18 protein-coding genes are annotated in these 16,036 nt (G+C 70.9%); 8 read left to right on the forward strand and 10 right to left on the reverse strand.

What is annotated here, in order from left to right:
- Positions 1–282 precede the first annotated feature (282 nt).
- The gene (dnaB, locus tag ABD437_RS34895) at positions 283–1,659 is read left to right on the forward strand and encodes a replicative DNA helicase (protein WP_344653238.1); all 1,377 of its coding nucleotides are present in this window, start codon (positions 283–285) and stop codon (positions 1,657–1,659) included.
- Here the strand turns inward: dnaB and ABD437_RS34900 are convergent.
- Both ABD437_RS34900 and ABD437_RS34905 read right to left on the reverse strand, forming a co-directional pair.
- Positions 1,656–2,015, reverse strand: coding sequence for a hypothetical protein (locus ABD437_RS34900; RefSeq protein WP_344653239.1), 360 nt, complete (start codon positions 2,013–2,015; stop codon positions 1,656–1,658). The two genes, dnaB and ABD437_RS34900, sit on opposite strands and share 4 nt — an antisense overlap.
- Positions 2,016–2,019: 4 nt before the next feature.
- Positions 2,020–2,460, reverse strand: coding sequence for a VOC family protein (locus ABD437_RS34905; RefSeq protein ID WP_344653240.1), 441 nt, complete (start codon positions 2,458–2,460; stop codon positions 2,020–2,022).
- A gap of 72 nt (positions 2,461–2,532) precedes the next feature.
- Between ABD437_RS34905 and ABD437_RS34910 the strand changes: the two genes are divergently transcribed.
- Positions 2,533–3,195 (forward strand): helix-turn-helix domain-containing protein, encoded by a 663-nt coding sequence (locus ABD437_RS34910; RefSeq protein WP_344653241.1) that lies wholly within the window; start codon positions 2,533–2,535, stop codon positions 3,193–3,195.
- A gap of 45 nt (positions 3,196–3,240) precedes the next feature.
- Here ABD437_RS34910 and ABD437_RS34915 read toward each other — a convergent pair whose 3' ends face one another.
- Positions 3,241–3,873 carry a DUF4383 domain-containing protein gene (locus ABD437_RS34915; RefSeq protein ID WP_344653242.1) on the reverse strand — a complete coding sequence of 211 codons (633 nt, stop codon included), beginning with the start codon at positions 3,871–3,873 and terminating at the stop codon, positions 3,241–3,243.
- Positions 3,874–4,326: 453 nt separating this feature from the next.
- Here ABD437_RS34915 and ABD437_RS34920 point away from each other — a divergent pair, with 453 nt between their 5' ends.
- Complete coding sequence (locus ABD437_RS34920; protein ID WP_344653243.1) at positions 4,327–6,264, forward strand: hypothetical protein; 1,938 nt, start codon at positions 4,327–4,329, stop codon at positions 6,262–6,264.
- Here ABD437_RS34920 and ABD437_RS34925 read toward each other — a convergent pair.
- Complete coding sequence (locus ABD437_RS34925; protein ID WP_344653244.1) at positions 6,261–7,154, reverse strand: putative PEP-binding protein; 894 nt, start codon at positions 7,152–7,154, stop codon at positions 6,261–6,263. The genes ABD437_RS34920 and ABD437_RS34925 overlap by 4 nt on opposite strands.
- 66 nt (positions 7,155–7,220) lie before the next feature.
- Here ABD437_RS34925 and moaC point away from each other — a divergent pair, with 66 nt between their 5' ends.
- From moaC to galE, 5 genes are all read left to right on the forward strand, one after another.
- Positions 7,221–7,700, forward strand: coding sequence for a cyclic pyranopterin monophosphate synthase MoaC (gene moaC, locus ABD437_RS34930; RefSeq protein WP_344653245.1), 480 nt, complete (start codon positions 7,221–7,223; stop codon positions 7,698–7,700).
- The gene (locus tag ABD437_RS34935) at positions 7,697–8,185 is read left to right on the forward strand and encodes a MogA/MoaB family molybdenum cofactor biosynthesis protein (protein ID WP_344653246.1); all 489 of its coding nucleotides are present in this window, start codon (positions 7,697–7,699) and stop codon (positions 8,183–8,185) included. Before moaC ends, ABD437_RS34935 begins: the two co-directional genes overlap by 4 nt.
- The gene (locus ABD437_RS34940) at positions 8,182–9,354 is read left to right on the forward strand and encodes a molybdopterin molybdotransferase MoeA (protein ID WP_344653247.1); all 1,173 of its coding nucleotides are present in this window, start codon (positions 8,182–8,184) and stop codon (positions 9,352–9,354) included. Before ABD437_RS34935 ends, ABD437_RS34940 begins: the two co-directional genes overlap by 4 nt.
- Before the next feature lie 38 nt (positions 9,355–9,392).
- Positions 9,393–9,839 carry a molybdenum cofactor biosynthesis protein MoaE gene (locus ABD437_RS34945; protein ID WP_425558314.1) on the forward strand — a complete coding sequence of 149 codons (447 nt, stop codon included), beginning with the start codon at positions 9,393–9,395 and terminating at the stop codon, positions 9,837–9,839.
- A gap of 130 nt (positions 9,840–9,969) precedes the next feature.
- A complete protein-coding gene (gene galE / locus ABD437_RS34950) occupies positions 9,970–10,953 on the forward strand; it encodes a UDP-glucose 4-epimerase GalE (RefSeq protein ID WP_344653249.1) in 984 nt (327 codons plus the stop codon).
- On the opposite strand, the gene ABD437_RS34955 is transcribed toward galE, so the two are convergent.
- From ABD437_RS34955 to moaA, 6 genes are all read right to left on the reverse strand, one after another.
- Complete coding sequence (locus ABD437_RS34955; protein WP_344653250.1) at positions 10,950–11,489, reverse strand: anti-sigma factor; 540 nt, start codon at positions 11,487–11,489, stop codon at positions 10,950–10,952. The genes galE and ABD437_RS34955 overlap by 4 nt on opposite strands.
- A gap of 65 nt (positions 11,490–11,554) precedes the next feature.
- Positions 11,555–12,748, reverse strand: coding sequence for an AAA family ATPase (locus ABD437_RS34960; protein ID WP_344653251.1), 1,194 nt, complete (start codon positions 12,746–12,748; stop codon positions 11,555–11,557).
- A gap of 45 nt (positions 12,749–12,793) precedes the next feature.
- Entirely contained in the window at positions 12,794–13,090 is a 297-nt protein-coding gene (locus ABD437_RS34965; RefSeq protein WP_344653252.1) for a hypothetical protein, read from the reverse strand.
- 276 nt (positions 13,091–13,366) lie between these two features.
- A complete protein-coding gene (locus ABD437_RS34970; RefSeq protein WP_344653253.1) occupies positions 13,367–14,608 on the reverse strand; it encodes a metallophosphoesterase in 1,242 nt (413 codons plus the stop codon).
- A 105-nt stretch (positions 14,609–14,713) separates the two neighbouring features.
- Positions 14,714–14,956 (reverse strand): MoaD/ThiS family protein, encoded by a 243-nt coding sequence (locus tag ABD437_RS34975; protein ID WP_344653254.1) that lies wholly within the window; start codon positions 14,954–14,956, stop codon positions 14,714–14,716.
- Positions 14,957–16,024, reverse strand: coding sequence for a GTP 3',8-cyclase MoaA (gene moaA / locus ABD437_RS34980; RefSeq protein ID WP_344653255.1), 1,068 nt, complete (start codon positions 16,022–16,024; stop codon positions 14,957–14,959).
- Positions 16,025–16,036 lie beyond the last annotated feature (12 nt).

Raw genomic sequence — 16,036 nt, forward strand, 5'->3', positions numbered from 1 at the left:
CCAACCGCGACACCGATGGGACGACTAATTGCCGTCCACACCCGGTGGACTGCCTTTTTTGCTGGTCAGCGGCCATGCGAACGGCGTTCAGGTCGCTCAGTTCACAGTGTCCTGCACAGCTACCACACAGAGTTACCCCCAGTTTTCCACCGGGTTATCCACAGCCCTGTGCACAGGCCGGTTTGTTCACTAGCGCCCCGGCTTCTTAAGGTCGTCCCACCGAACTGTCGGACCCATCCGGTACGACATGAGGTGAACAGCTTGCCGGGGGAGGGGACGCGTGTGGCCGTCACCGATGAGGTCGAGGCGTACTCGGCGCCGAGCGACTTCGATCGCACCCCTCCGCAGGATCTCGCCGCGGAGCAGAGCGTGCTCGGCGGCATGCTCCTCTCCAAGGACGCGATCGCCGACGTCGTCGAGATCCTGCGCTCGAACGACTTCTACAAGCCCGCCCACGCGCTCGTCTTCGACACCATCCTCGACCTGTACGGCCGCGGCGAGCCCGCCGACCCGGTCACGGTCGTGGCCGCCCTGGCCGACCGCGCCGAGCTCGCCCGCGTCGGCGGTGCGCCGTACGTCCACACGCTGATCCAGCAGGTGCCGACGGCGGCCAACGCCGCGTACTACGCACGCATCGTCTCGGAGCGCGCGATCCTCCGCCGCCTGGTCGAGGCCGGCACCCGCATCGTCCAGCTCGGCTACGGGTCGGCCGCCGGCGCCGGGCGCGAGGTGGACGACGTCGTCGACATGGCGCAGCAGGCAATCTACGACGTCACCGAGAAGCGCACCAGCGACGACTACACGGTGCTGGAGGAGCTGCTCCAGCCGACGATGGACGAGATCGAGGCGATCGGCGCCACCGGCGGCATCATGAGCGGTGTCCCGACCGGCTTCGCCGACTTCGACCGGCTGACCAACGGCCTGCACCCGGGCCAGCTGATCATCGTCGCCGCCCGGCCCGGTCTCGGTAAGAGCACGTTCGGTCTCGACGTCGCGCGTTCGGCGTCGATCCGCAACCACCTCACCGCGGCGGTGTTCTCGCTCGAGATGTCGAAGATCGAGATCACCATGCGTCTGCTCTCGGCCGAGGCCCGCGTACCGCTGCACCACCTGCGCTCCGGCCAGCTCTCCGAGGACGACTGGACGAAGCTGGCCCGGCGCATCGGCGAGGTCAGCGAGGCGCCGCTGTTCATCGACGATTCGCCGAACATGACGATGATGGAGATCCGGGCCAAGGCGCGCCGGCTCAAGCAGCGCCACGACCTGCGGCTCATCGTCATCGACTATCTGCAGCTGATGACCGGCAACAAGAAGGTCGAGTCCCGCCAGCAGGAGGTCGCGGAACTCTCCCGTGGCCTCAAGCTGCTGGCGAAGGAGCTCGAAGTGCCGGTGATCGCCGCCTCGCAGCTCAACCGTGGCCCCGAGCAGCGCACCGACAAGCGTCCGCAGCTCTCCGACCTGCGTGAGTCCGGCTCGATCGAGCAGGACGCCGACATGGTGCTGCTACTGCACCGCGAGGACTACTACGAGAAGGAGTCGCCGCGCGCCGGCGAGGCCGACTTCATCCTGGCCAAGCACCGGAACGGCCCCACCGACACGGTGACCGTGGCCTTCCAGGGTCACTTCAGTCGATTTGTCGACATGAGCACCGGCGTCTAAGCGGCGTTCACGAACGCGGCGACCTGCCGGATCTCGGCGAGCCGCGCGCCACTGCGCCAGGACGCAGCGGCGCGAGCCACCTCGCTCAGATCGGACGTGCGGCCCCGGAGCGGCTCGCCGTCGGGTGAGCGCCCGTCGATCTCGAAGACCCGCTCGAACGGCGTCGTGCGCACCCACAGCGGGCGGCCGTCCGGGACCACGTTGGGCACACCGGCCCACTCGAGCAGCACCATCGGGTCGGCGAACTGCACCTCACCCAGGTCGAGCCCGAGACCGGCGGCTACCTGCTCCAGCGCGGACGCGAGGCTACCTGCCGCCACCACGTCCGGGTAGAGCTCGGCGAACGAAGGATCCACGGGGTCATTCTGGCGGCGGGGCGATCGTGATGGTGCCGTCGGGGGAGAACGCCAAGCCCGGGTTGTGGACGACCTCCCACCGGAAGCCGTCCGGGTCGGCGAAGTAGCCCGAGACGCCGCCCCAGTCGCGACGGGTGGCCGGAGCGATGATTGAACCTCCCGCCGCGGTGGCACGATCGAGTACGGCGGTCACCTCGTCCTCGCTGTCGACGTTGTGTCCGAGCGTGATCGGCATCGGGTCGCCGCCCCGGTAGAACTCGCCGGCCTCGGCCGCCATCGCCTCGCGGTCCCACAGCGAGAGGAGGAGGCCGTGACCGACCTGCAGGAAGATCACCTCGCCGGGCACGTCGAGGTGCGGCTTCCAGCCGAGCCCGTCGACGAAGAACCGGCGGCTGGCGTCCAGGTCGCGGACGCCGAGCGTGAGGACGTTCAGCTTCTGTTCCATGCCGACCACTCTGCCGTCGAGGCGCCGCCCGGTCTTGAAGGAACCGGCCATGGTTCCTACCGCGAGTTCGCGGTGCCGGGGCTCGAGCACGTGGTGCGCTGCGGGTGGAGCCAGGAGATCAGCGGCACCGATCACGTCCAGCGGGTGCTGCCGGACAACTGCGCGGACGTCCTCGTGCGTGCGGACGGTCGCGCCGTGCTGGTCGGGCCGTCGACGAAGGTCGAACTGCCCCGCCTGGTCGCCGGCACGCGGATCGTCGGTCTCCGGATCGAGCCCTACGCGGTGCGGACGATCTTCGGGCTGGACGCCGACGAGCTGACCGACCGCACGTTCGGCCTGGACACGCTTCTCGGTGATCGGGCTGCTCGCCGCCTGGCCGAGGAGGTGTGGGACGGCGTTCCCCGCTCGTGGCGGGACCTCCGGCCGGAGAAGGCCACGGTCGGCATCGTGGAAGCCCTGACCTCTCCCGGCGCCCCGTCCGTGGACACGATCGCCGAGCGGGCCGGCTATTCACCTCGCCACCTCCGCCGCCTCGTGCGGGCCGAGACCGGGCTGGGTCCGAAGACCCTGCAGCGGGTCGCCCGGTTGCACCAGTTCCTGAACCGGGCCGACGCGGGTCTCGGGCCGGCCGCGGCCGCCGCCGGGTACGCCGATCAGTCGCACGCCACCCGGGAGATCCGCGCCCTGACCGGCCTGACTCCGCGCCGGCTCCTCGCCGAGCGAGCGGGGACGTGAAGAAGCCCCGCTCCCACGACGGGGAGCGGGGCCTCGGACGAGCCGCTACTGCTGCTTCGGCGCTCCGCCGAGGATCGGACCACCCGACAACACCGGGGCCGGAGAGGTCGTCTCGGTGCGGTTGGCGAGGCCGGCCATGTTCTGCGGGTCGATGCCGCGGTCGCCGTCGGTGGCTCCGCCGAGCAGCGCCTCCATCTCCAGGTCCTCGCCCTCCTGCACCTCGGGCGGGAGGCCGTGGCGTTCACGCCAGTACGGGTTGTCCGGCGGAAGCGCCCCGCTCACCCGGCCGTACATGCCGAACGTGATCAGGGCCGTGCCGACCACGAACGAGAAGATGACGTTCGTCATCCGGAACGCCAGGAAGTTCAGGTCGGTCCGCATGATCGTCAGGTTCACCAGGCCGCTCAGGATGAACGCCCAGCCGAAGATCGAGTTGGCCCAGGAGGCGGTGTTGCCCCCGACCACGGCGCACCCGAGCAGGCACACGCCGACGACCACGGAGATCAACGACAGCGCCCCGTTCGAGGATAGGCCGGCGATCTCCTTACCCGAGGTGGAGAAGAAATCGAGTTTGTTGACGAAGCCGAGGACGCCGAACGCCAGCAGCGCCGTTCCGGTGAGGCCACCGCCGTAGCGGTACACCTTCCCCAGCTTGTGATTCTTCGGTAGGCCGGACATCCCCTGCTCCTCTCGACCCGATATGAGGAGTTTTTCCCGGCTTGGCCTGGTCAAACGTGGACGCCCGTCAGTTGACACAACCTTGTCACGGTGTCGTGCAGGGGTTGGTGGGCGCCGACGAGGGAACTGGGCTTTGACTGGCCGATAAACCTTAATGGCGTCTAAAACTAAGAAAAGTTCAAAGCGGGACTTAAGCGGAGATTATTCCGACGGTTGCCAAACGTACGGCAATGTTTAACAGATACCTCTCCCGCAACGGCGGTACAAACGCTACCGTGAAGCGCTCGCTAGACACGCTCCGCGAGTGTGAAGTACAGGGTCGAGGCAACCCGAAGAGGCTCCATGACAGACACCGCTCCGGTCGAGCCCGCGCTGATCGCCTGTCCGGCGTGCGACGGTCTCGGATTCAGGATCGCTCCGTGCGCCTGTCGGCACAACGGAACCGAGTTCCTGGTGAGCGGCCGTCTCCTGCTCTCCGACTCCGACCCGTACCCGGACTGTGAGATCTGCCGGGGCACCGGCGAGACCACGGTGATGTGCTTCCCGTGTCGGCAGGGTGGGTCGCTGCTCGCCCAGGGCGTGGTGACGGTCGTCAACGCGGTCACCGGCCAGACCGGGTCCGTGCAGGTGGTCCCGGGCGCGTTCGAGCCGGTGCCGTGGGAGGCCCGGCCCGGCCGGTGGATCATCGACCTCTCGGCGATCGTCGGCGAGCTGGCCACCCGGGTCGGTGTCGACACGCTCTACGACATGCTCGACCGGCCGCTCTCCAGCCACGACCTGGCCACCCCGATCTATCTGCCCGACACCTGGTCGCCCGCGTCGCCGGAGGCCGAGAAGGCCGCCGCGGAGCAGGCCGCGATCGCCGAGTGGGCCGGACGTCGTCGTTGGCACCTGTACGTCGGCTACCCGGACGGCGTCCGCTCCGAGACCGATCCCGAGCAGCGGCTGGTCGAGCTGCGTCGCGCCGCCGACGCCGGCCGGCTCGACCTGGTCGTGCGGTTCCTGGACGGGTTCTGGTCGGTCGCCTATGAGGTTCCCGGCGCGCATCCCCGCCAGGGGCAGGCCTGGTACCCGGGTACGTCCACGCTCGTCGAGTCGTTACTCGCGCACACACCGTCCGATCTGGTCGAACAGGCCAAGGGCGCCACCACCGCGGCCGGCCACTGGGTGGTCGCCGCACCGCCGCCGGCCGGGGACGGCACGTCGGCGTGGACGGTGGAGGACCTCGTCGCCGCCGTCTCGATCACGGCCGGTGGTGCGGCCGGCGGCAGTGCCACCTGGCGGGACGGCCGCTGGCAACTCTCCGCGCTGCAGGTCGTCGAGGAGCGTGAGCTGCTCGCGGCGCAGCAGACCGGGCAGGTGCGGTCGACCGTCGAGCGGGTGGTCGGCCGCGTCGACGACTTGAAGACCCCGCCGTGGCTGGGCCCGTCGATCCCGACGCAACGCTGCGCGCGCTGCGTCTCCGGGGTCGCGTGGCGCGAATGCTCGTGCACCTATCTGGACGACGTCGCGACGCCGGACTGCCCGCGCTGCGCCGGCGTCGGGCGGGCACCGGACCCGTACTGCTCCGGTTGTGACGACACCCGGCTGGTTCACCTCGGCGCGGTCGTGACGCTGATCGGCCCGGGTGGGCGTGGCCAGGCCACGAACCTGCGGATCGGCAAGACGCCGGACGTGGAGTTCTTCGTGAACGACCAGGGTGTGCGCTGCGCGCGGGTACCCCGGGAACTCACCGCGGTGGCCTGGGCCGAGGCGTTCGGCGTCGACGTGGACTGGCTGTGCAGCCACGGCATCCGCTCGATCGGCGCGCTCGCGCGGGACGGCGTCCTGGCCACCGACCTGACCGATCCCCGCGAGGTCGTGGCCGAGTACCTGGCCCGGCTCACGGCCGGTCGGCCCGGTGGCCGTCTGGTCTACTTCGTCCGGCCGCCCGGCGACGTACCGGTCGAGTCGCTGCTCCGGCCGGTGCTGGGCGTGGACGCCCGGGCGGAGTTCGCGATCGCCGTCGACCCGCGCGGCCGGCTGCGCTGGGGGCTCGCGGTCACCCACCGGGGCGCCCAGAGCCGGTACGCCCCGCCGGAGATCGACCTGACCCTCGGCGACGCCGTCGGCCGGGTGCTCACGGCGTTACCGCAGCGCCTCGGCGGCATCGAGCACGACGTCGCGCGCACCGAGCCGCTCAGCCCCGCCCAGCAGGGGCGGGCCGTGCAGGTCGAGACCGGGATCCAGACGCTGCTGCAGGAGGTCGCGCAGCGCTACGGACGCGTGCTGGCCGCGGTCACCAGGGACGGCTGGACGCTGCACGCCTGGACCCAGCGCCGCTGGCAGCGGATCGGCTCCGGCGTCTCGCTGCGCGAGTTGGTGACGTCCACCCGCGCGACCGGTATCTAACGATCCACCGCGGCGTCGACGCGGCGCTTGGCGTCGGCGGCCGACGTGGCGCGGGTGGCCAGTTCGGCGTAGCGCAGGCAGTCGCTGAACTTGTGCTGGGCCAGCGCGGTGCGCACCGCCTCGAGCCGGTCGACCGGCAGCACCAGGCTGGTGATGCCCAGACCGATCAGGACGCACGCGAGCAGCGGATCGGCCGCGGCGGCACCGCGTGCGCTGATCTCCTTGCCCGCCAACGACCCGGACGCACCGACGAGCTCGGCCAGGCGCAGCCCGGCCGGCTGCCACGGGTCGTACCAGCGGCCGCTCCCGGCCGACGGGTCCGCCGCCACCGCGTAGCGCGTCAGGCTGTCCAGGTCGATCGTCGCGAACGACGCGGTGCGCAGGATCGTGCCGGCGAGCAGGGCGGCCGCAGGCAGGTCGACGAGCACGCCGGCCGTCGCCACCCCGCCGTACCGCGCCTCCTCGAGGAACCAGGCGGCCTCGTCCGGCTCGCTCACCATCGAGGTGACGACCCCGACGTCGACCACGTGCGCGCCGGTCTCCCTGATCGCGCCGGCGATCGCCTCGAGCTGGGACGACAGCACGTCCGGACGGGCCTGCAGGGCGCGCACGCCCCGAATTCCGAACGCACCCTGGCGTTCCCCGGGATCGAGGGCCTCGACGGTCACCCGCGCGCCGGGGAAGGCGCTCAGCACACGTCGGTAGCCGTTCAGCTGATCGCCGGTCGGTAGCGGCGAACCGTCCGGACGAACGGCGAACCAGCTGCGCAGCAGACCGACGCCTTCCGCGCCGGCCGCGACCGCGGATTCGGCCTCGGCGGGGTCGACGAGTTCGGCGAGCAGGGTGACCGGTTGGCCGTCGGCCAGCCGCCCGCGTAGCGGTGCACTCACGACTGGACATTATCGAACCAGGCCACTGGCGGCTGTGGCCAGGGACGGACAGTAAGCTCTGGAGCCATGCCGGAGCTCAGTCACGTCGACGCGGCCGGATCGGCCCGGATGGTCGACGTCTCCGCGAAGTCGGAATCCGTCCGAACCGCCGTGGCCACCGGCCTCCTGCGCACGACGAGCGAGGTCATCGGCCTGCTCCGGCGCGACGGCCTGCCGAAGGGCGACGCGCTGGCGGTCGCCCGCGTCGCCGGGATCATGGGCGCCAAGCGCACACCCGACCTGGTGCCGCTGTGCCATCCGATCGCGCTGCACGGTGTGACCGTCGACTTCGAAATCGGCGACGCTGAAATCGCGATCACCGTGACGACGCGCACCGCCGACCGCACCGGCGTCGAGATGGAGGCGCTGACCGCGGTGGCCGCGGCGGGCCTGACGCTCATCGACATGGTGAAGGCGGTCGACCCGGCGGCCTCGCTGGAGGCCGTGCGCTGCGAGGCGAAGGACGGCGGCAAGACCGGTTCGTGGCGTCGGCCGGCCGGCCGATGAGCCGCACCGCGCGCGTCGTCGTGGCGTCCAACCGGGCCGCCGCCGGCATCTACGAAGACACCAGCGGCCCGCTGCTGGTCGACGGCCTGCGTGAGCTCGGGTTCGAGGTCGGCGATCCCGTCGTCGTCCCGGACGGCGAGCCGGTCGGCGACGCGTTGCGCGCAGCCGTTGCCGACGGTGTCGACGCCGTGCTGACCAGCGGCGGAACCGGTATCAACCCCACCGACCGCACGCCGGACGTCACCGCGGCCGTGCTCGACTACCAGATCCCGGGCATCGCCGAGGCGCTCCGCGCGTACGCGGTGCCCCGGCTCCCGACGGCGATGTTGTCGCGCGGTATCGCCGGGGTAGCCGGCCGCACGCTGATCGTCAACCTTCCCGGCTCCCGCGGTGGCGCCAAGGACGGGCTGGCCGTGCTCGGCCCCGTGCTGGCGCACGCGATCGATCAGCTGCACGGTGGAGACCACCCCGGAGGGCACGCGTGACCGACCCGATCAGTTGGGACGACGCCAGAGCGGCCGTCCACTCGGCGACGACTCCGCTGCCCGGACGCCCGGTGCCGCTGGCCGAGGCCGACGGTGCCGTGCTGGCCACGCCGCTCGTCACGCTCACCGCACTACCGGCGTTCGACACGTCCAGCGTGGACGGTTACGCGGTCGCCGGGCCCGCGCCGTGGCGGCTGGTCGGCCAGGTGCTGGCCGGTGACGCCAGCGAGATCACGGTGGTGTCGGGCACGGCGGTGGAGATCGCCACCGGCGCGATGGTGCCGTTCGGCACCGAGCACGTGATCCGGCTGGAGAGCTCCGAGGTCGAGAACGGCTCCTGGGTCACCGCACCGCTCCCGGAGAAGCAGGAGTGGCGTCCGACCGGCGAGGAAGCCGCATCCGGCGAGGTACTGCTGCCGCCGGGCGTCCGGGTGACGCCGGGCGTGCTGGCGCTCGCGGCCGCGTGCGGTCACGACGTGCTCGCGGTGCGCCGACGGCCCCGGGTCGCAGTCGTCGTGTTCGGCGACGAGTTGCTCGACAGCGGGCCACCTGGAGCCGGTCGGGTGCGCGACGCGCTCGGCCCGTCCCTGCCGGCCTGGATGCGCCGCCTCGGCGCCGAGGTCGTGTCGGTGACGCGGGCCGCCGACACGCTCGAGGCGCACGAGACCGCGGTGCGGGCCGCGGCCGCTCGGTCCGACGTCGTCGTCACCACCGGCGGCACGATGCACGGCCCGGTCGACCACCTGCACCCCACGCTGGCGACGCTGGGCGCCTCCTACGTCGTCGACACGGTCGCGGTGCGCCCTGGTTTCCCGATGCTCGCGGCGCGGCTGCCCGGGCCCGGCGCGAGCTGGCTGGTCGGGCTGCCGGGCAACCCGCAGTCGGCGGTGATCGGGCTGGTGACGCTGGCGGCGCCGCTGATCGCGGGCCTGTCCGGTGCACCGTTGCCGCCGCTGGCGTCGGTGGTGGTCGCCAACGACGTCCCGGGGCGGGGCAACTTCACCCACCTGGCCCTGGCTCGCCTGACGCCGGACGGCGCGGTGACGCTGCCCCACGCCGGGTCGGCGATGCTCCGCGGGGTCGCCGGTGCGGACGGGTTCGTCATCGTCCGTCCGGACACCACTGCGCCCAGTGGCACCCGGGCCGACTTCGTTCCGATGCCCAACTGACGTTCCGGTGGTTGGATGGCCACATGAGCAGCGAGACGATGCCGGAGACCATCCGCGAGGCCGGCCACCGGGTCGTGGTGGCCCAGGTCACTGAATCTCCGATTTCCGTGGCCGAGCACGAGCAGGCCGTCGCGGATCTGGCTGCCGGTGCGGTGGTGGGCTTCGCCGGTGTGGTGCGCGATCACGACCACGGCCGGACCGTGACCGAATTGGAATACACCGGACATCCCTCCGCCGGTGAGGTGCTCGAGAAGATCGCCGCCGAGTTCGCCGAGCGCGACGGCGTCGAGGCGATCGCGGTCAGCCACCGCATCGGCCCGCTCCGGCTGGGTGACACCGCGCTGGCCTGCGCAGTCAGCACCGCTCACCGGGCCGAGGCGTTCGCGCTCTGCGCCGAGCTGGTCGACGCGGTGAAGGCGCGGATTCCGATCTGGAAGCGCCAGGTGTTCGAGGACGGCACCGACGAGTGGGTCGCCTGCCCCTGATTTCACGCTTAGTATCCGGGGACACCACGGTAGGTCGTCATTCCGGGTGGTGGCTCTCCGCAGCGCCGTGAGACGTCGTCAGCAGCCGATACCATCGGCGACGATTTAGGCCACCGGAAGGAACTCGAGTGTGAAGGTCTTGATCACCGGCGGTGCCGGCTTCATCGGGAGCACGATCGGTTCGGCCTGCCTCGACGGCGGAATCCAGCCGGTCGTTCTCGACAGCCTGGTCACCGGGAGGCGCGAGTTCACCGAAGGGCGCCCGTTCTACGAGGGTGACATCGCCGACGGCGCGCTGATCGACCGGATCTTCACCGATCATCCCGACATCGAGGCGGTCATCCACTGCGCCGCGTTGATCGTCGTGCCGGATTCGATGGCCGATCCGCTGCGGTACTACCGCGAGAACGTGGCGAAGTCGATCGAGCTGGTCGACCACCTGCAACGCAACGGCGTGCAGCGGATGGTGTTCAGCTCCTCGGCGTCGATGTATGGCACGGAGGCCGACTTCTCGGTCGACGAGAACTCGGTGATCGACCCGCAGAGCCCGTACGCCACCACCAAGGTCATGGTGGAGAACGTGCTGCGTGACGTCGCGAAAGCGTCGTCGCTGCGGACGTTGTCGCTGCGCTACTTCAACCCGATCGGCGCCGACCCGCAGCTGCGTACCGGTCTCCAGGTGGCCCGGCCGTCGCACGCGCTCGGCAAGCTGGTGCAGTCCTACGAGGACCGGGTGGCGTTCCACATCACCGGCACCGACTGGCCGACGCGTGACGGCACGGGCATCCGCGACTACGTGCACGTCTGGGATCTGGCGCGTGCACACGTCGAAGGGCTCCGCCGGTTCGACGACATCGTGTCCGACTACCGGGTCGTGTGCCTGGGCAGCGGCACCGGCACGACGGTGCGTGAACTGGTCACCGCGTTCGAAGCGGTGATCGGCGAACCCCTGCCGCACGACGACGCGCCGGCCCGCCCCGGGGACGTCGTGGGGGCCTACGCACGCAACGGCCTGGCCCGCGAGCTACTGGGCTGGGAACCGAAGTACGGGGTCGAGGAAGGCATCCGCCACTCACTCGAATGGGCCGCGATCCGCCCGACGCGCTTGAGCTAGTTCAGCCGCAGGGCGACGACGATGTCGCCGGTGGGCTGCCCGGAGCCGCCTTCCGGCTCGACGGTGAACGAGATCGCGTCCCCGTCGGTCAGATCGAGCACCAGCGCGGTGCCCTCCCGTGCGTCCGCGGCCAGCACCCGCACCGAGCGGGGCTGTTCGTTGCGCACCCGCCAGATCTGGTAGGTCTGCTTGGGGTCGATGTCGGGCAGGTCGGAGTACGTCACCATCGCCGCGTGGTGCTCGGCGGAGAACACGGTCGACACCCGGGCGCCGTCCTCGGTGGTGGTGGTGCGGCTGATCGCGTCGTCCGCGGTGAGCACCGTCTCGATGCGCTGCAGCCGCTCCTGCTCGGCGACGATCAGGCTGCGCTGGTCGCGGTCGCGCTGTTCCTCCACCTCGAGTGTCAGCGCGGCGGCGCCGATCACCAGGGCGCAGGCCACCCCGAACGTGGTCAGCCGGCGACTCCACGTGCGCCGCGGCCGGTCGGTGCCGGGTTGCGGAGCCTTTTCGAGGTCATCCGTGAGCTCACCGGTCATCGAGGCGCTCCCAAGCGGTCGGTCATCCCCGCCCACTCTGCCCGGTCCCCGCCACTTTTACTAAGTCACGCCGGTTGGGTGCGTAGGTACCGGGCGAAATGCGGCACGGTGAAGGCCACGGTTCCCCGCTCGGCGGAGTAGATCAGCCCCTTCTTGATCAAACTGTCCCGTGCGGGGGAGAGGCTCGACGGTTTGCGTCCCAGCGAAACCGCGATCTCCGACGTCGAGACCGCGTCGCTCGCATCACTCTCCAGGGCCGCCATCGCGCGCATGTACTCGCGTTCGGCCGGGGTCGCCCGCTCGTACCGGGACCCGAAGAATCCGACGGCGAGCTCGGCCTCCGCCTCCGGCGCCGCCACTTTCACGTCGGCCGCGGTGATCGGCGAGCGCGGCGCGACGTCCCAGGTGACCTTGCCGTAGGCCTGGACGAAGTACGGGTAGCCGTCCGCGGCCTCGTACAGCGCGGTCAGCGCCTCGGCGTCGAACGTGGCTTCTTCGCGCTCGGCCGGCGCGAGCAGTGCGACGTCGGCGGCGGCCCGGTCGAGCCGGTCGATCCGGACGTAGCGGAACAGCCGCTCGGAGTACGACTTGCTGGCCGAGAGGAGAGCGGGCAGGTGCGGGAGCCCGGCCCCGACGACGATCAGCGGAGCACCGGTCTGGGAGAGCTCGTGGCAGGCGGCGCAGAGCGCGGAGATGTCCTCCGCCCCCAGGTCCTGCATCTCGTCGATGAACAGCGCGAGGCCGGTGCCGACCGCTGCGGCCAGGTCGGCCGCGTCCGAGAGCAGCTCGACCAGGTCGATCTCGATGTCGCCGGAGTCGGCCCGGCCGCTGATCGCCGGCCCGTCGATGCCGGGCTGCCAGCGGTCGCGGATCTTGCCGCCGGTCGGGTTGGAGCGCAGCGCGAACGCCTTCAGCGTGCCGAGGAAGTCGTCGATCTGGTCGAGAGCGCGGTGCTGGGACGACAGTTCACGCACCGCCATGTGCAGCGCTCCGGAGAGCGGGCGGCGCAGCGTCTGGTCGGGACGGGCCTCGATCTTGCCGGTGCCCCACTGGCGGCCGATGGCCTGGGAGCGCAGCGCGTTGAGCAGGACGGTCTTGCCCACCCCGCGCAGGCCGGTGAGGATCATCGACCGTTCCGGACGTCTGCGCGCCACCCGCTCGAGCACGACGTCGAACTGGTCGAGCTCGCGGTCGCGACCGGCCAGCTCAGGCGGGCGCTGCCCGGCTCCGGGCGCATACGGATTACGGACCGGGTCCATACGCTCGGACCGTATCGGGCTTTCTAGCGAAAGTGGTAGATCTCGCTAGAGGTTTGTCGACGTGTCGGGTTCGACGTTGGCGCGGAACCAACGGTCGGAGGCCGGTACGGCGCCGTTCGCGTCGCGGTTGACCTGGATGATGCTGTTCCGGTGGACGGCGTCCAGTGCCGCGCCGGGCTGCCGCTTGGGGAGCGGGGGCTGCCGGTCGAGCGGGATGCGGTCGGCGGGTGCGGCGAGCGAGCGGCGATCCGTGGCGCCGGCGTTGCGGACCGGCGTGACCGGGTGCCGCGTGCCGCTGGTGCGCGACGAGGTCTTGCGTGGACGAGGAACAGCATGGGTCATAACGCAGCGCCCTTCCGCGGTGGGCCACACCGGCCACGGGGAGATGCCCCGGTCACGCGGGGAAATACCCGGTGGTTCAGTGATCAACGATGATGTTTTGCGTGAGGCCGCTGAGCTGCAGACACACACGAGGACCCCGATGGTGCCGGATCGAGTCAACTGCCCGCTCGGACCTTGTTTGCGGAGAATGGTAGACCCCCAGGCGGGGGCCATCGCGAGCGCATCGAGGCGTGTCTAACGCTTTCTTCGTCGATTCCTAGAATCGCGTAGAGAGGATCAGAGAGAACGCAGCTCGATCAGGCTGATCTCGGGGGGCGCGCCAACCCGGACCGGAGGGCCCCAGTAGCCGACGCCCCGGCTGACGTAGATCTGGCTGTCGCCGTCGGTGGCCCGCCCGGCCACCACCGGTTGCTCGAGCCGGACGCCGTAGGTGAACGGCCACATCTGGCCGCCGTGCGTGTGCCCGGAGAGCTGCAGGTCCACGCCCCGGTCCACCGCCTCGGGCCACTGCACCGGCTGGTGGGCGAGCAGGACGACCGGCCGGTCCCGGTCCCGGCCGTCGAGTGCGGCGGCGAGGTTCGCGCCGTGGCCGGGAACGCCGGAGCGGGCCGCGGTGACGTCGTCGACGCCGGCCAGGTCGAGCCCGGCGCCGCCGGGGATCTCGATCCGCCGGTTGCGCAGCACCTGCACGCCGATCGTCGGCAGGTACTCGACCCACTCCTCGGCGCCCGAGTAGTACTCGTGGTTGCCGGTGACGAAGTACGTGCCGTGGGTGGAGTGGAGCGCGCTCAGCGCCTTGGCGTCCTCACCGAGTTCGTCCACCGTGCCGTCGACCAGGTCGCCGACGATCGCCACCGCGTCGACGTCGAGCGAGTTCACCCGGTTGACGACCCGTTCGACGAAGGGCCGGTGCAGCGTCGCGGAGATGTGGATGTCGGTGAGCAGCGCGACCCGGAACCCGCTCAGCGCCGGATCGAGACGCGGGAGCGTGATCGGGACCCGCTTCACCCGCACGTGACGGGCCTCGGTGGTGCCGTAGCCGACGGTGCCGAGCGCTCCGACGCCCGCAGTGACCGCCAGCGCCCTGGCCAGGAACACACGCCGGTTGTGGCCCCAGTTCTCCGCCTGGGCGGCCTGGTCCTCGCTCGGGCCGGAGGCGTCGGTCGTCGGAGCGCCGACCGTGGCCGGGACCTCGCGCGCACGGGCCCGGCGGGTGATCAGGATGCGGCCGATCAGGCGCACCGGCTCCAGCACCAGCAGGATCAGCAACAGGTAGAACATCACCGCGATCCAGAGCGGGCCGGCCCAGCTCACCACGGTGCCGAGCGGCCCCGGCAGTGCCTCCGGCGCTCCGCGCAGACCGAACATCGCGGTGGCGACGATCAGCACGGCCGCGCCGAACCCGATCCACCGGATCCGTTTCGACGAGAACGGGCTCGCGACCAGGCGCCACCACAGATAACCGTGGATGCCTCCGACGACGGCAACAGCCACCACGACGATGACGACGACGCCCACAGCGCTCCCTGTAGATGATTCTAGGGCTTTCTAGTTCAGGAGCTAGACAGTGCTAGCGAGCCCTAGCGGAGCGTAGGGGTCGACGCCTGAAAGGATCCTGAGGGACTAACCCCCGGCGAACGGCGGCAGCACGTCGACGGTACCGCCGGCCGGCAGCGGCACCGATTCTTCCTTCGCCGCCACCCCGTTCACCAGGAACGAGCAGGCGGTGAGCACCCGCTCCAGCCGCTCACCGTGCGCGGCCACGAGCTGCGTGCGCAGTTCGCCGAGCGTGCCCGCATCCGCGGGTTCCTCCTCGATACCGGCCGCGGCCCTGGCCCCGGCGAAGTACCGCACCGTGACGTTCACTCAGCCTCCAATGGCTGACATCGGACGATCGGGCTGCAGGAACGACGGGTCGTCGATGCCGTGCCCCGCCAGCTTGCCCCACATCGCCGTCCGCCACAGGTCCGCGATCTCCGCATCGGTGCCCCCGGAGCGCAGCGCGCCACGCAGATCGGTCTCGCCGGTCGCGAACAGGCAGTTGCGCACCTGCCCGTCCGCGGTCAGCCGCGTGCGGTCGCAAGCGCCGCAGAACGGCCGGGTGACCGACGCGATCACGCCGATGCGCGCCGGCCCGCCGTCGACGAGCCAGGTCTCCGCCGGAGCCGCGCCGCGGTGCGCCGGGTCGGGCGTGAGCGTCCACCGCGTCCTGAGCGCGGCCAGGATCTCCGCGGCGGTCACCATCGACGTCCGCTCCCACGAGTGCTGGGCGTCGAGCGGCATCTGCTCGATGAAGCGGAGCTCGTGGCCGTGCTCCAGCGCGAACTCCGCGAGCGCTGTCGCTTCGTGCTCGTTGACACCACGCAGCAGGACGCTGTTGATCTTCACCGGCGTCAGGCCGGCCTCGGTCGCGGCACGCAGCCCGTCCAGCGTGTCGGCCAGGCGGTCCCGGTACGCGAGCTGCCGGAACGTGTCGCGGTCGAGCGTGTCGAGCGAGACGTTCACCCGGTCGAGCCCGGCGTCCACCAGTGCCGTGGCCTGGCGTGCCAGCCCGATCGCGTTCGTCGTCAGCATCGTCTCCGGCCGCGGCCGCAGCGCGGTGATGGCCCGCAGGATGTCGACCAGCCCACGCCGCAGCAGCGGCTCGCCGCCGGTGAAACGCACCTCGGTGACGCCGAGCCGCTCCACCGCGATGGTGACCAGCCGGATCACCTCGTCGTCGCTGAGCAGCCGGTCGGACGGCAGCCAGGGCAACCCCTCCGGCGGCATGCAGTAGCTGCACCGGAGGTTGCATTTGTCGGTGAGCGAGACGCGGAGATCGGTCGCGGTACGGCCGAACCGGTCGATCAGCCCGCGTTCACCGAGGGGTCGATCGGCCGCCGTGCCCTGGCGCTGGGCCGGCACGGCCGGCAGCCCGAGCGGAACCACAGCCATGATCCGAGCGTA

Source organism: Cryptosporangium japonicum, assembly GCF_039524755.1.
Taxonomy (GTDB): Bacteria; Actinomycetota; Actinomycetes; order Mycobacteriales; family Cryptosporangiaceae; genus Cryptosporangium; species Cryptosporangium japonicum.